General features: G+C 67.6%; 12 protein-coding genes and 2 rRNA genes (1 of these 14 only partly in view). 6 read left to right on the top strand and 8 right to left on the bottom strand.

Annotation, left to right across the window (positions count from 1 at the left end; all coding sequences use genetic code 11):
• Window positions 1–82: 82 nt before the first annotated feature.
• On the bottom strand, window positions 83–2,158 hold the full coding sequence (glyS, locus tag Q9Q79_RS20150; protein ID WP_012481648.1) for a glycine--tRNA ligase subunit beta: 2,076 nt from the start codon (window positions 2,156–2,158) through the stop codon (window positions 83–85).
• Window positions 2,159–2,245: 87 nt separating this feature from the next.
• Window positions 2,246–3,157: a glycine--tRNA ligase subunit alpha gene (gene glyQ / locus Q9Q79_RS20155; RefSeq protein WP_012481649.1), complete on the bottom strand. Its 912-nt coding sequence runs from the start codon at window positions 3,155–3,157 to the stop codon at window positions 2,246–2,248.
• Window positions 3,158–3,241: 84 nt separating this feature from the next.
• Here glyQ and Q9Q79_RS20160 point away from each other — a divergent pair, with 84 nt between their 5' ends.
• From Q9Q79_RS20160 to Q9Q79_RS20170, 3 genes are read left to right on the top strand one after another with little or no spacing between them, the layout of a single operon-like run.
• Entirely contained in the window at window positions 3,242–5,077 is a 1,836-nt protein-coding gene (locus Q9Q79_RS20160) for a GspE/PulE family protein (RefSeq protein WP_005414929.1), read from the top strand.
• Window positions 5,049–5,795: a glutamine amidotransferase gene (locus Q9Q79_RS20165; RefSeq protein ID WP_012481650.1), complete on the top strand. Its 747-nt coding sequence runs from the start codon at window positions 5,049–5,051 to the stop codon at window positions 5,793–5,795. Before Q9Q79_RS20160 ends, Q9Q79_RS20165 begins: the two co-directional genes overlap by 29 nt.
• A 50-nt stretch (window positions 5,796–5,845) precedes the next feature.
• On the top strand, window positions 5,846–6,757 hold the full coding sequence (locus tag Q9Q79_RS20170; RefSeq protein WP_024957777.1) for a BPSS1780 family membrane protein: 912 nt from the start codon (window positions 5,846–5,848) through the stop codon (window positions 6,755–6,757).
• Window positions 6,758–6,864: 107 nt separating this feature from the next.
• Here the strand turns inward: Q9Q79_RS20170 and tatC are convergent, their stop codons facing one another.
• The 4 genes from tatC to Q9Q79_RS20190 all read right to left on the bottom strand — a co-directional run bounded on the left by tatC (window position 6,865) and on the right by Q9Q79_RS20190 (window position 9,284).
• Window positions 6,865–7,614 carry a twin-arginine translocase subunit TatC gene (gene tatC, locus Q9Q79_RS20175; protein ID WP_005411675.1) on the bottom strand — a complete coding sequence of 250 codons (750 nt, stop codon included), beginning with the start codon at window positions 7,612–7,614 and terminating at the stop codon, window positions 6,865–6,867.
• Window positions 7,611–8,072 (bottom strand): Sec-independent protein translocase protein TatB, encoded by a 462-nt coding sequence (gene tatB / locus Q9Q79_RS20180; protein ID WP_043034409.1) that lies wholly within the window; start codon window positions 8,070–8,072, stop codon window positions 7,611–7,613. The genes tatC and tatB overlap by 4 nt, the downstream gene beginning before the upstream one ends.
• Window positions 8,073–8,087: 15 nt before the next feature.
• Window positions 8,088–8,315 carry a Sec-independent protein translocase subunit TatA gene (gene tatA / locus Q9Q79_RS20185; RefSeq protein WP_005420453.1) on the bottom strand — a complete coding sequence of 76 codons (228 nt, stop codon included), beginning with the start codon at window positions 8,313–8,315 and terminating at the stop codon, window positions 8,088–8,090.
• Window positions 8,316–8,390: 75 nt separating this feature from the next.
• Window positions 8,391–9,284 carry a YSC84-related protein gene (locus Q9Q79_RS20190; protein ID WP_005411678.1) on the bottom strand — a complete coding sequence of 298 codons (894 nt, stop codon included), beginning with the start codon at window positions 9,282–9,284 and terminating at the stop codon, window positions 8,391–8,393.
• Between the two features lie 165 nt (window positions 9,285–9,449).
• On the opposite strand from Q9Q79_RS20190, the gene hemH reads away from it, so the two are divergent.
• The 3 genes from hemH (at window position 9,450) to Q9Q79_RS20205 (ending at window position 13,659) form a co-directional block, all read left to right on the top strand.
• Window positions 9,450–10,412, top strand: a complete 963-nt coding sequence (gene hemH / locus Q9Q79_RS20195) for a ferrochelatase (protein ID WP_012481653.1) — start codon at window positions 9,450–9,452, stop codon at window positions 10,410–10,412.
• Window positions 10,409–11,263: an alpha/beta hydrolase gene (locus Q9Q79_RS20200; RefSeq protein ID WP_012481654.1), complete on the top strand. Its 855-nt coding sequence runs from the start codon at window positions 10,409–10,411 to the stop codon at window positions 11,261–11,263. Before hemH ends, Q9Q79_RS20200 begins: the two co-directional genes overlap by 4 nt.
• Before the next feature lie 290 nt (window positions 11,264–11,553).
• A complete protein-coding gene (locus Q9Q79_RS20205; RefSeq protein WP_286244807.1) occupies window positions 11,554–13,659 on the top strand; it encodes a methyl-accepting chemotaxis protein in 2,106 nt (701 codons plus the stop codon).
• A gap of 299 nt (window positions 13,660–13,958) precedes the next feature.
• Here Q9Q79_RS20205 and rrf read toward each other — a convergent pair.
• Both rrf and Q9Q79_RS20215 read right to left on the bottom strand, forming a co-directional pair.
• A 5S ribosomal RNA gene (gene rrf, locus Q9Q79_RS20210) occupies window positions 13,959–14,073 on the bottom strand.
• Window positions 14,074–14,200: 127 nt separating this feature from the next.
• Window positions 14,201–14,634 (bottom strand): 23S ribosomal RNA (locus Q9Q79_RS20215); it runs 2,446 nt beyond the window's last position.

A 14,634-nucleotide genomic window follows, 5' to 3' on the forward strand; every position in this document is an offset into this window, starting at 1 on the left:
CCGGCCGCTGGCCGGCAATCCACAGGTCGATGCGATGCGCGGTGGCAATGCCGGCCAGCGGCCGGCACTACCGATACGGGCATCAGCTCGACAGATGCTCGATCGCTGCCACCTTGCCCAGGCGCTCGCCCAGCATCGTCAGCAGCGCCAGGCGGTTGCCACGCAACGCCGGATCTTCCGCATTGACCATCACGCCATCGAAGAACGCGTCGACCTGCGGGCGCAGGCGGGCCAGGCGCGCCAGCACCGCCACGTAATCCTTCTGATGCAGGCTGGCGCCGGTGTCGTCGATGGCCGCAGTGACCGCTTCAGCCAGCGCGCGCTCGGCGTCTTCCTGCAGCAGCGCCGGGTCGATCTGGGCCGGAATGTCGCCTTCAGCCTTGCGGAGGATGTTGCGGATGCGCTTGTTGGCCGCAGCCAGCGCCTCGGCTTCCGGCAGCGCGGCGAAGGTGCCGATCGCGTCCAGGCGGCGGTCGAAGTCATACAGCGAGACAGGCTTCAGTTCGGCCACCGCATTGAAGTGCGTGGCTGGCACGTTCTTGTCGCCGTAATAACCCTTCAGGCGGTCGAGGATGAAGTCGTACAGCTCGCCGACGTCGGCCTGCACGTTGCGTGCGGCCAGGCCGGCGTTGGCGCTGGCCAGCAGTGCGCGCAGGTCCAGCTCGAAGCCGCTTTCGATGATCGTGCGCGCCAGGCCCAGCGCATTGCGGCGCAGCGCGAACGGGTCCTTGTTGCCGGTCGGCTTCAGGCCTGCGGCGAAGCCGCCGGCCAGGGTGTCCACGCGTTCGGCAATGGCCAGGACCTTGCCCAGCGGCGACAGCGCGATGTCATCACCACCGAAACGTGGCTGGTAGGCCTCGTCGATGGCCAGCGCCACCTCGGCCGATTCGCCACCGGCCACGGCGTAGTGGCGGCCGGCGATGCCCTGCAGCTCCGGGAACTCGTTGACCATGCGCGACTGCAGGTCGTTCTTGGCCAGTTCGGCAGCCCGCCTGGCCTGCGCGGCATCGGCACCGACCTGGGGTGCGATCACTTCGGCCAGTGCAGCCACGCGCGCCACCTTGTCGGCCACGCTGCCCAGCTTGGCCTGGTAGGTCACCGTCTTCAGCCCCTCACCCATCGACACCAGGCCCTGCTTCAGGTCCTCGTCGAAGAAGAACTTGGCATCGGCGAACCGCGGACGGATCACCCGCTCGTAGCCCTTGGCCACTTCCGCCACGTTCTTCGATTCGATGTTGGCGATGCCGATGAACTTCTCGGTCAGCGTGCCTGCCGCATCCAGCACCGGGAAGAACTTCTGGTTGATCTCCATCGTCTCGATCAGCGCTTCCTGCGGCACCGCCAGGAACGCGCGCTCGAAGCTGCACAGCACCGCCGACGGCCATTCGACCAGGTTCACCACCTGCTCCAGGTTGTCGTCGGTGATGCGGGCGCTGCCACCGGCCTTGGCCGCAGCGGCCTCGACCTCGGCGACGATGCGCGCGCGGCGCTCGCTCGGGTCGACCAGCACGAACGCGGCGCGCAGCGCTTCAACGTAGTCCTGCGGCTGCGCCAGCGACACCGCCTGGTCATGGTGGAAGCGATGGCCACGGCTGACGCGGCCGGCCTGCAGGCCGAACAGTTCGGCCTCGACCACGTTGGCGCCGTGCAGCAGCACCAGCCAGTGCGCCGGGCGCGCGAAGCCCCAGGCGTGGTCGCCCCAGCGCATCGGCTTGGGAATCGGCATCGCCGCGATCGCCTCGCGCAGGATCTCCGGCAGCAGGCTGGCGGTGCTCGCGCCCGGGGTCACCGCGCGGTGCACGAAGCGCTCGCCCTTGTTGTCGGTGGTCTTCTCCAGCGCGGTCCAGTCGATCCCGGCCTTGGCGGCGAAGCCCTGCAACGCCTTGGTCGGCTGGCCTTCGGCGTCCAGCGCAATGTTCAGGTACGGGCCCAGCACTTCGCTGTGCTGCTCCGGCTGTTCCAGACCGACGCCCGGCAGCAGCACGGCCAGTCGGCGCGGGGTCGACAGCGGGCGCGCATCGCCCAGTTCCAGCGCGACGCCGCGCTTGCGCAGGCCTTCGACGACACCGTCGAAGAATGCCTGGGCCAGGCCCGGCAGCGCCTTGACCGGCAGCTCCTCGGTGCCCAGTTCGATCAGCAGGGGGGACAGTTGGCTCATCGGTTCGATCCTGTGGTGGGGGCGCAGCGCGCAACGCGTCCGGCGCCCCGGGTAGTTGATGAAAAGCGGGTCGGTGCGGGAGGGCCGTCAGGCCTTCTTCGCGCCCGGGAAGCCCAGCTTCTCGCGCTGCTCGTAGTACGCCCTGGCCACCGCCTGGGCCAGCGCGCGCACGCGCAGGATGTAGCGCTGGCGCTCGGTCACGCTGATCGCACGGCGCGCATCCAGCAGGTTGAAGGTGTGGCTGGCCTTCATCACCTGCTCGTAGGCCGGCAGCGGCAGGTTCACTTCCACCAGCTTCTGCGCCTCACGCTCGCAGGCGTCGAAACGGTGGAACATTTCTTCCACGTCGGCGTATTCGAAGTTGTAGGTGCTCTGCTCCACCTCGTTCTGGTGGTAGACGTCACCGTAGGTCACCGGCTGGCCGTCCGGGCCGTAGGTCCAGATCAGGTCGTAGACGTTGTCGCAGTTCTGCAGGTACATGCACAGGCGCTCGAGACCGTAGGTGATCTCGCCCAGCACCGGGCGGCATTCCAGGCCACCGGCCTGCTGGAAGTAGGTGAACTGGGTCACTTCCATGCCATTGAGCCAGACTTCCCAGCCCAGGCCCCACGCGCCCAGCGTCGGCGATTCCCAGTTGTCCTCGACGAAGCGCAGGTCGTGCACCAGCGGGTCGATGCCCAGTGCCTTCAGCGAATCCAGGTACAACTGCTGGATGTTGTCCGGCGCCGGCTTCATCGCCACCTGGTACTGGTAGTAGCGCTGCAGGCGGTTCGGGTTCTCACCGTAACGGCCATCGGTCGGGCGCCGCGACGGCTGCACGTAGGCCGCATTCCAGCCTTCCGGACCGATCGCACGCAGGAAGGTGGCCGGGTGGAAGGTACCGGCGCCCACCTCCAGGTCGAGCGGCTGGATGAGCACGCAGCCCTGCTGGGCCCAGAACTGGTTCAGGGTCTGGATCAGGCCCTGGAAGGTGATCGGAACGGTCGGGGTCGCGGACATGCGTACGAGTCTTGGCCGGCAAGGGGGGTGCGCTAGTATAACGGCCGACCTGCGGGGCATTCCGTACCCGGGAGGAGCAGGCAGATGGAACATCGGCTGCCGGCAGGCACGCCCGGCGAGGCGGACGGCGTCCCGCTGCCCTGGGGACGGCTGCATTTCGAGCAGATTGCCGCGGCCCTGACCGCCGATGGCCTGGTGGCCGAGCAGGACCGCGAGCGCATGCGGTTTTCCGCACAGGGCGCGCGCAACGCCAGTGAAGTGCATCCGCTGGTGCTGCTGTCCAACCTCAAGCTGGCCGCCACCGGCGGCGGCGAACTGACCCTGGAACGCCTGACCGAGTGGCTGGCGCAGCGCACCGGCAGCCGTTACCTGCGCATCGACCCGACCCGGGTGGACGTCGCTGCGGTGACCGCGCTGGTGTCGCATGCCTACGCCCGCCGCCACCGCTTCCTGCCGCTGGCGGTGGATGCCGAGCGCGTGCTGGTAGCCACCAGCGAGCCGCTGGTGCAGGAATGGCGTCGTGACCTGCAGCACCTGACCCGCCGCCGCATCGAGCTGGCGGTGGTCAACCCGCTGGACCTGCACCGTTACACCATGGAGTTCTACGGGGTGACCCGCTCGGTGCGCGGCGCCCGTGGCGATGTGCGCGGCGAGGCCAGCACCACCCTGCCCAGCTTCGAGCAGCTGGTGGAGCTGGGCCGCACCGGCGACGTCAATGCCGACGACCAGCACATCGTGCACATCGTCGACTGGCTGCTGCAGTACGCCTACGAACAGCGCGCCTCGGACATCCACCTGGAGCCGCGCCGCGAGATGGGGCGCATGCGCTTCCGCATCGACGGCGTGCTGCACAAGGTGTTCGAGGTACCGCCGGCGGTGATGACCGCCGTGGTCAGCCGCATCAAGGTGCTGGGCCGCATGGACCTGGCCGAGCGCCGGCGCCCGCAGGATGGCCGCATCAAGACCCGCTCGCCGGGTGGCCGCGAGGTCGAGATGCGCCTGTCGACCATGCCCACCGCCTTCGGCGAGAAGTGCGTGATGCGCATCTTCGACCCGGATGCCGCGTTCAAGAGCATCGACCAGCTCGGTTTCAGCCCGCAGGAGGCCGCCGGCTGGAATGCGCTGGTCGAGCGCCCGCACGGCATCGTGCTGGTCACCGGCCCGACCGGCTCGGGCAAGACCACCACCCTGTATTCCACGCTGAAGCGGCTGGCCACGCCGGACGTGAACGTGTGCACGGTGGAGGATCCGATCGAGATGATCGCGCCCGAGTTCAACCAGATGCAGGTGCAGGCCAACATCGACCTGGACTTCGCCAGCGGCGTGCGCACCCTGCTGCGGCAGGACCCGGACATCATCATGATCGGCGAGATCCGCGACCTGGAGACCGCACAGATGGCGGTGCAGGCCTCGCTGACCGGCCACCTGGTGCTGTCCACCCTGCATACCAACGACGCGCCCTCGGCGGTCACCCGCCTGCTCGACCTGGGCGTGCCGCATTACCTGCTGGCCAGCACCCTCAACGGCATCCTCGCCCAGCGCCTGGTGCGCACGCTGTGCCCGCACTGCAAGCAGCCGCACAGCCTCGGCGCGGCCGATTGGGCGGTGCTGGCTGATAGCCATGCTGCATATCCAGATGCCGCCACGCCCTGTCGGCCGGTCGGTTGCCTGGAATGCCGGCGCACCGGATTCCTCGGCCGCATCGGCCTGTATGAGTTGCTGCCATTGGGTTCGCGGCTGCGCGGGCAGATCCGCGCCGACATGGACCTGGCCGGTTTCACCCGTGCCGCGCGGGCTGAAGGGCTGCGAACCCTGCGCCAGGCCGGGCTTGAAAAGGTGGCGCAGGGGCTGACTACAATCGAGGAAGTCCTGTCAGTGCTGCCGCCCCCGGATGAACCCAGCCCCGTTCCTGATCCTTGAAACCGGCCGACCGGTGCCGTCATTGCGCCGCTACGGGCGCTTTCCGCACTGGATCCGCGTCGCCGCCGGGCTGGAAGAACACGAGACGGTGGTGGTCGATGTCGAGCACGGTGGCGCCCTGCCCGACCCTCATGCCTTCGCCGGCGTGCTGGTGACCGGCTCGGCCGCCTTCGTCACCGACCATGCCGACTGGAGCGAGCGCAGCGCCGCGTGGCTGCGCCAGACCGCCCACGACGACCTGCCGGTATTCGGCATCTGCTACGGCCATCAGCTGCTGGCACATGCGCTGGGTGGCGAGGTGGCCTACAACCCGGCCGGCCGCGAGTCCGGCACGATCGAACTGGAACTGCAGCCGCAGGCCGCGCAGGACCCGCTGTTCCAGGGCCTGCCGCAGCACTTTGCCGCCCATGCCACCCATCTGCAGACCGTGCTGCGCGCGCCCGATGGTGCCGAGGTGCTGGCCCGTTCACCGCTGGATGGCTGCCATGCCTTCCGCTGGGGCCGCCAGGCCTGGGGCGTGCAGTTCCATCCGGAGTTCGCCACCCACCACATGCGTGGCTACGTGCGTGCCCGCGCCGACTGCATCGGCCGCCACGGCGGCTGCGCCCGCAGCATCGAGCGCGCGGTCAGTGCCGCGCCGCTGGCCCGCCAGCTGTTGCGCCGCTTCGTCCGCCAGGCACGGCTGTCTTCAGCCCAGCCGGTGGCAAAACAGGGATAATCGGCGGCACGGGCAGCCGCCCGGCCCCCTCCTGTCCTTCCCGGATGTCCATGAAAGAGATTCGCAAGCTGCCGGCTTCGGCGGGCGCCCAGTGGTTGCTGGATACGTTCTCCCTGTACCGGCGTGCGCCGCTGCAGCTGGCCCGGATCGGCCTGACCTGGCTGCTGGTGAGCTGGGTGGTCACCTTGTTGTCGACGCTGATTCCTGGCGCTGCCGGCATGGCCGTGCAGCTTATGACGCTGGCCATTTCGCCGATCATGTTCGGCGGCATGCTGTATGCCGTGGGCGAGATCGATGAAGGCCGCCCGGGCCTGGCCTCGCACCTGCTGCAGCCGATCCGCGACCACCGCGTCAGCCACCTGCTGGTGCCGCTGGCGATCCAGGTGCTGGCGGTGCTGCTGCTGGGCGCGCTGCTGTTCCTGATGATCGGCCGCGAGGGCTTCACCGCCTTCAGCGAGGTCATGACCAAGATGGAAGAGATCAGCCGCAGTGGCCAGCAGATCAAGCCGGATGACGCGGCCGCGCTGGTCGCCAATCTGCCGGCCAAGCGCATCGCGCTGTGGATGCTGCTGGTGTTCCTGAGCGCGGTGGCGCTGTCGCTGGCAATGTTCACCCAGCCGGCGCTGGTGGTGTTCGACAAGCAGAGCGGCATGCATGCGCTGCGCCTGAGCCTGCAGGGCTGCATCGAGAACATCGGCGCGATGTTCGTGTTCGCCGTACTCGGCCTGATCGCCGCGTTCTGCATGTACATCCTGTTCGTGATCGTGATCCAGATCGCGATGCTGATCGGCGGCCCGCTGGCCGCCGCCTTCATCGCCCAGCTGGTACTGACCACGGTGCTGATGCCGCTGTATGTCGGCGCGGTCTACGCCGCGTGGAAACAGATGTTCGTGCACCGCGGCAGCCGCGCGGCGCCGCCGATTCCGACCACGCCGACCTCGAGCGACGTGTTCCACGCCTGACCAGAACGCAGGTAGATCCACGCCATGCGTGGATAGAAAAGGGGACGGAGGGGATTAAGTCGTTTTTGCCTTTAACGACTTAATCCCCTCCGTCCCCTTTTTGTCTTTCAGGCGGCGGGCTTCTTCACTACCGACGACGGCACCAGCCAGCGTGCGGCGTGGATGCCCAGCTCGTACAGCAGGCACATCGGAATCGCCAGCATCAGCTGCGACACCACGTCCGGCGGGGTCAGCACCGCCGCCAGCACGAAGATGCCGACGATCGCGTAGCCGCGGCCTTCCTTGAACTGCTGCGGCGTCACCCAGCCCAGCAGCACCAGGATCACCATCGCCACCGGCAGTTCGAAACTGCCACCAAAGGCGAAGAAGATCGCCAGCACGAAGTCCAGATAGGCATTCGCATCCGGTGTGATTGCGATCACGTCCGGGCTGAAGGTGGTGAGGAAGTGGAACACCGCCGGCAGCACCAGGAAATACGCAAAGGCGCAACCGGTGTAGAACAGCAGCACCGATGACACCAGCAGCGGCACCGCCAGGCGCTTCTCGCGTGCATACAGACCGGGCGCGACGAACGCCCACAGCTGGTACAGCAGCCACGGTACCGCCACGAACAACGCGACGAAGAAGGTCAGCTTCAGCGGTGCGAAGAAGGCACCGGCCGGGTTGGTGGCGATCATCGTCTGTCCGTTCGGCAGCTGCGAGACCAGCGGTTCGGCCAGCGCGTTGTAGAGCTTCTGGGTGAACGGCAGCAGCGCCAGCAGCACCACGCCCAGGCCCAGCAATGCGCGCACCAGCCGGCCGCGCAGTTCCACCAGGTGTTCTACCAGCGAGCTCTCGCCGAAATCCTGTTCACTCATGGGTGGCGCTCCGTGCTCTGCGCCGGCGGCGGCGTACCAGTTTCAGCGGGCGCGGCCGAAACCGGCTCGGCGGCACCACCGTCCTGCGCTGGTTCAACGGCATCGGGCGCGGCGCTCATGTGCGGCGGCAGATCCGCGGGCGCCGGTGCACGGACTTGCTGCACCAGGTCATCGCCCTGCTGCTGCGCCTGCTGGGCTTCGCGACGGATCGCTTCACCGCTGGCGCGCAGCTGGTTCTCGGTGTCCTGCATGCCCTGGCGCACATCCTGCATCTGCCGCTTGATGTCCTCTGCCTGCAGTTCGCGCTCCAGTTCCTGTTTCACCGAATCCCATTGATTGCGGGCGCGACGCACCCACAGGCCGGCGAAGCGGGCCGCCTTGGGCAGGCGCTCGGGACCGAGCACCACCAGGGCGACCACTGCAATCACCAGCAGTTCGCTGAAGCCGATATCGAACACCGCAACCGCTCCGGATCAGCGAGCGTTACGGTCGTGCTCGTCCTGCGCGGTGCGCGACGCGTCCTGGCTGCGCGACTCATCGCCCAGCTGCGCGTTCGGCTTGTCCTCGTCGCGCATGCCCTTCTTGAATTCCTTGACCGCCGAACCGAGGTCCTTGGCGCCGCTGGTCAGGCGCTTGGTGCCGAACACCAGCAGGACGATGGCCAGCACGACCAACCAATGCCAGATGCTGAAACTGCCCATAAAGACGCTCGTTACGTTAGTGATCAGGCTGTCGAGCATAGCGCACCGGCTGTCAGCCGGCGCGCGTGACGAAAGTCAGTTTCCGCCCAGCGTTTCCGTACGGATCTCGCCGTCATTCACCGGCTGGAAGCCCTGCTGCTGCGGCGGCGGGGTCTGCGGCACGTTCTGCAGCGGCGCGGTGGTGGCCTCAGCCGGCGCAGCCGGTGCTGCCTGAACAGGCGCCGGAGCAGCTGCCGGGGCGGCAGCCGGGCGCGGCGCGCTGCCGCCGTTGCCGCTGCGGTTGTTGCGCGCCGCGTAGGTGGCCTCTTCCAGGCGATCGCGGAAGGCGACCACATCCATCGACGGCGAACCGGCGGCGCGGCCTTCGAAGATCATCCGCGGCGTGGTGTTGCTGCCGTAGGCGTCCAGATTGGCGGCATCGTCGATCTGCAGCACCGCGCCATCCAGCGCGACGCCGGCAAACAGGCCGCGGGCGCGCGACCAGGACCAGATCTCGGCCTTCAGCTGGCCGTCGGTGGCCGCGGCGGCGTTGCGGCCCACCGGACCGGCGGCGACGCCAGCGTCGGCACCCAGCGTGAACTTGCCGTTGACCAGGTTGTCCAGGCTGCGGTCGTTGCGGAACACCAGCACCACATCGGAGGACTGCACGCCGGCCTGGAAGCCGATGCTGCCGCCGGTGAGCTTCACGAACACCGGGTTGGACCAGGCGCCGTTGGGCATGCGCACCGACATCAGGCCGTGGCCACGACGGCCGCCAATGACCAGACCGGCCTTGATCGTGTCGGGAATGACGATGACCGCGCGGCCTTCGTCCAGCAATTTATCCGGAATGCCCTGTTCAGGGATTTCCTGGATTTCAGCCAGCACGCGCACGGCATTGCGCGCACGCTGGTCTTCCTGCGGCCCGGCCATGGCCTGGCTGGACAGCAGGCTGGCGGCGATCAGCAGGGCTTGGATCGGGCGACGCATGGCAGGCTCCAGAAGTCAGTCCATAGGAAGATATAGCAAGTGACTGAAATTAGTAGCGTTGTCATGAATCCCCAATGAGCGTTCCCTGCTCACATTGATGCGCGCTATGCCCGCAATCCGAACCCTGCATCCCGGCGCGACACCGGATCGGCGACAATACCGCCCATGCTCGACGCACCCGATACCGCCGTGCTGGCGGTCAACCTAGGCACGCCCGAGACGCCGACGGCCCCCGCCGTACGCCGTTACCTGGCTGAATTCCTGTCCGACCGCCGCGTGGTCGCGATCCCGCCACTGCTGTGGCAGCCGCTGCTGCGCGGACTGATCCTGCCCCTGCGCAGCAGTCGTTCGGCGGCCAAGTACGCCCAGGTCTGGCTGCCCGACGGCTCACCGCTGATGGTGCATACGCGCCAGCTGGCGCAGGCCATGCAGGCCCTGTTGCCGACCCTGACAGTGCGTCATGCGATGCGTTACGGCGAACCCGCGCTGGCCAGCGAGCTCGACCGCCTGGCAGCCGACGGTGCGCGCCGCATCGTGGTGCTGCCGCTGTATCCGCAGTACTCCACCACCACCACTGCCTCGGTCGAAGACCGCGTCGATGCCTGGCAGCGCCGCAATCCTGGCGTGACCGTCAGCCTGGTGCGCGACTATTCGGTCGATCCGGGCTGGGTCGAGGCCGTGGCCGGCTCGATCCGTCGCTACTGGGAACAGCACGGTCGCGGCCAGATGCTGATGTTCTCCTTCCATGGCATCCCGCAGCGCCTGGCCGATGCCGGCGATCCGTATCCGCAGCGCTGCGAGGCCAGCGCACAGGCCATCGCCAAGGCGCTGGAACTGGGCAGGGACGAGTGGCAGATGGGTTACCAGTCGCGTTTCGGCCGCGAGCGCTGGCTGCAGCCGTATGCCGAGCCCAGCCTGTGGGCGCTGGCCGAATCCGGCGTGAAGCAGATCGACGTGGTGTGCCCCGGCTTCGCCACCGACTGCCTGGAGACGCTGGAAGAAGTCGCGCTAGGGTTCACCGAAACACTGGCCGAGCGCGGTGCGACGATGCGCTACATCCCCTGCCTCAACGCCGAACCGGAGCACGCACGCGCGCTTGCGCGGCTGGCCGTGGCCTCGCTGGCATGAGTCTGCAACCGTTTGAACTGGAGGTCGGTGGCGCGCGCGTCGCCGGCCTGCGCAACCACGGCGATGGCCCGCGCGTGCTGGCCCTGCACGGCTGGCTCGACAACGCGGCCAGCTTCGTGCCGCTGGCGCCGCACCTGTCGTCGCTGCAGCTCGTTGCCATCGACCTGCCCGGTCATGGCCACAGCGCGCATCTGCCGGCCGGTACCAGCTACACCACGGCCGCCGCGATCTGCCACGTGCTCGACGTCGCCGATGCACTGGGCTGGGACCGCTTCAACCTGCTCGGCCATTCGATGGGCGCCGGCATCGCCAGCCTCACCGCCTCGGTCAGTGACCGCGTCGAGCGCCTGGTGGCGATCGAAGCGCTCGGCGGCCTGCGCGGCCCCGAGGAAGAAACCGCCAACCGCCTGCGCGAGCATGTGAATGCCACGCGCGCACTGGCACGCAAGCAGCTGCGCGTGTTCCCCGACCTCGCCGCGCCGATCCGCGCACGGATGATGACCAACCAGCTCAGCGAGCACTGTGCACGGCTGCTGGTCGAGCGCGGCGTGGAACCGGTCGAGGGTGGCTACCGCTGGTGCAGCGATCCGCGCCTGATGCTGCCCACTGCGATCCGTCTCAGCGAAGGCCAGATCGACAACCTGCTGCAGGCCATCGCCTGCCCGACGCAGGTGATCTATGCCACGCCAGCGCAGTCCTACTACCCCGAGCCGATGCGCAGCGATCGCCTGCAGCACCTGCGCGATGGGCGGTTGGCGGTGTTTCCCGGCAACCATCACCTGCACATGGAAGATCCGGAACAGATCGCAGGCGTGATCCTGCGCTTCTTCAGCAACGACAACGCGGGCTGAGCAGAGGTATCCGCGCGCTTCACTCTGCGCGTCTGCGGCCGATACATCAGTTGCGGGCCCCTGCGCCCGCTGCACGCGGGCCCGGTCGGTCCTGCGGCATGTGTCTGGTTCTGCAAGGAAGTCCGCATGCCCGCTCTGCTGCACCGTCACCCACAGGATGTGGCCGCGGTGTCCCGTCTCCGCGCCGCTGATCGCGCCGCATCCCTCGAATTCCCGGCACCCGCCCTCGTCACGCCCTGCTGCGTGCGTTGCGGCGTGCTCGTTGTCGTCTGCTGACCCAGGAGCCTCCGATGTCCATTGCATCCGCCCGTCCCCCCGATACCGCCCGCCTGCCGCATCTGCAGCAGCTCGCGCACCGCGCTGACCGCCGCCTGCTGATCGGCAGCGCGGTACTGGCCCTGGCTGGCCTGGTGCTGGCCCTGCGTGGCCCGCAGGTGCAGGCCGCCGCGTTGGCGGCCGTCGCCGTGCTGCCAGCCGCGTGGTTGGGCGGGGCCCAGGCGGGCCGGGCCATCGCCCGCAACGGTCTGGCGTTGCTGTTGTCGCTGCAGCTGGCCGTGTTGTGCGCGATCATCAGCCTGTCGCCGGCATTGCCGATTGCCCTGCTGCTGGGCGTGCTGCTGGGCCATCGCGATCGCCTTCCGGTGTGGCTGGCCGGTGGCGTCGGTACGCTCGCCCTGCTGGCACCGCTACAGGGCGGTGCCGCGCTGTGGCCGACGCTGCTGCAGGCCGGCATGCTCGCGGGCCTGACCCTGTTCCTCGGCCAGGTCGCACTGCGCCTTCGGCAGCAGACCGAGGCCCTTGGCCACGGCCCGCGTCGGCTTGCCGCGCTCGCACGCGATATCGCCACCGGTGCCGATCTTGGCGCGCATGCCGATACCGGCGCCTATGCGCCGGGTTCACTGGCCCACGCCCTGGCCGACACTGCACGCCACGTGCAGGCCCAGCGTGGGCGCGAAGCCGCGTCACATGCCGAGAACGCGCAGATCCGCCAGGCCCTCGATGCCTCGCGCACCGCGATGATGATCGCCGACAACGACCATGTGATCCGCTACGTGAACCGCTCGGTGGTGGCACTGCTGCGCAACCAGCAGGCGACGTTGCGACAGGCCTTCCCCGATTTCGACGCCGAGCGCCTGGTCGGCAGCAGCATCCATCGTTTCCACGCCAACCCGGACCGCATCCGCGCGATCCTCAACGGCCTGCAGGTAGCGCACAACGGCAAGGTGCAGATCGGCCCGGTGCACTTCGCGCAGGTGGTCACACCGGTGTTCGACGCGCAGGGCGTGCGCCTGGGCTTCGCCGTGGAATGGCATGACCGCACGCATGAGCTCGCGCTGGAGAATGCCGTGGCCGGCATCGTCGCAGCGGCAGCGGCCGGTGACCTCGACCAGCGCCTGCAGGCCACTGAAGGCGCCAGCTTCCTCGATGGCCTGACCGGTGGCATCAACCAGCTGCTCGATACGCTCGGCAGCACCGTCAACGAAGTACGGCAGATGCTCTCGGCACTGGCCAACGGCGATCTGGATCGGCGCATGCACGGCGAGTATCACGGCGCGTTCGCTGCCATCCAGCGCGATGCCAATGCCACGGCCGGGCAGTTGGCACGCATGGTCGGCCGCATCCAGGAATGCGCGGCGTCGATCAGTACCGCCGCCAGCGAGATTGCCGCCGGCAACGGCGCATTGTCCGAGCGCAGCGAGCGCCAGGCAGCGCACCTGCAGGAGACCGCAGCATCGATGGAGGAACTGACCGCCACCGTGCGCCAGAACGCCGCCCATGCGCGTGAGGCCAGTGCGTTGGCCGCCTCCACGCAGAACGCTGCCAGTGACGGCAACACGGCCATGCAGCGGGTGGTGGATACCATGCAGGCCATCGAAGGTGCCTCGAAGCGGATCGGCGACATCACCGGCGTCATCGACGGCATTGCCTTCCAGACCAATATCCTGGCGTTGAACGCAGCGGTGGAGGCGGCACGCGCCGGCGAGCAGGGCCGAGGCTTTGCCGTGGTGGCCAGCGAGGTGCGCGTGCTGGCGCAGCGTTCGGCGGCGGCCGCACAGGAGATCAGGAAGCTGATCGACGAAGCGGGACGGCAGGTGGGCGAAGGTGCCCAGCTGGTGGCCGATGCCGGCCAGCGCATGCAGGGAATCGTCGGCGGCGTGGAGGATGTCAGCCACCTGATGCGCGAGATATCCGCGGCGTCGCAGGAGCAGTCGATCGGTATCGAGCAGATCAACCAGACAGTGGTGCAGATGGATCAGGCCACGCAGCAGAATGCGGCGCTGGTGGAAGAAGCCACCGCTGCCGCACGCGAGTTGCAGTCGCAGGCGGGGACGCTCACCGAGGCGGTGTCGGTGTTCCGTCAGCAAGAACCCCACGAGGTCTCCCGGGTCGCCTGATCCGGGCCTTCCATTCGAGTTTGATCAGGACGGCGCCCGCAGGGCGCCGTCTTTTTATGCGTGACCTGCCCCTGGTAGTGCCGGCCGCTGGCCAGCAACCGATTGCTGTGTGGGCCTGCTGTTGGTAGCGGCCAACCTTGGTTGGCGCCTTGGCTCCTCGCAGAGGGCATCCACGCATGGCGTGGATCTACCGGGTGATGTAATGCCATCGGGTTGCCGGCCAGCGGCCGGCACTACCCGCATTTACTGCGCACAAAGAAAAACCCCGCTGCGTGAGCAGCGGGGTTCTCGGGTGTAAACCCTGGCGATGACCTACTCTCGCATGGCTTGAGCCACACTACCATCGGCGCAGCTGCGTTTCACTTCCGAGTTCGGGATGGGATCGGGTGGTTCCACAGCGCTAATTTCACCAGGGAGGCGGTTGGAGCGTCGCCATCCGATACAGCCGGATAAGGCGCCTGCCTCTCGTAGTTCTTGTGACGTAGCGTGCACTTGGATGCTCTTACGACGTTGTCGTAAAGCCAAGGCAACTTGAGGTTATATGGTCAAGCCGCACGGATCATTAGTATCAGTTAGCTCAATACATTGCTGTACTTACACACCTGACCTATCAACCACGTAGTCTACATGGTTCCTTCAGGGGGCTTGTGCCCCGGGAGATCTCATCTTGAGGCGCGCTTCCCGCTTAGATGCTTTCAGCGGTTATCGCTTCCGAACATAGCTACCCGGCAATGCCACTGGCGTGACAACCGGAACACCAGAGGTTCGTCCACTCCGGTCCTCTCGTACTAGGAGCAGCCCCTCTCAAATCTCCAACGCCCATGGCAGATAGGGACCGAACTGTCTCACGACGTTCTGAACCCAGCTCGCGTACCACTTTAAATGGCGAACAGCCATACCCTTGGGACCGACTACAGCCCCAGGATGTGATGAGCCGACATCGAGGTGCCAAACACCGCCGTCGATATGAACTCT

Origin of the sequence: Stenotrophomonas sp. a6, assembly GCF_030913325.1 — a bacterium.
Lineage (GTDB): Bacteria > Pseudomonadota > Gammaproteobacteria > Xanthomonadales > Xanthomonadaceae > Stenotrophomonas > Stenotrophomonas maltophilia.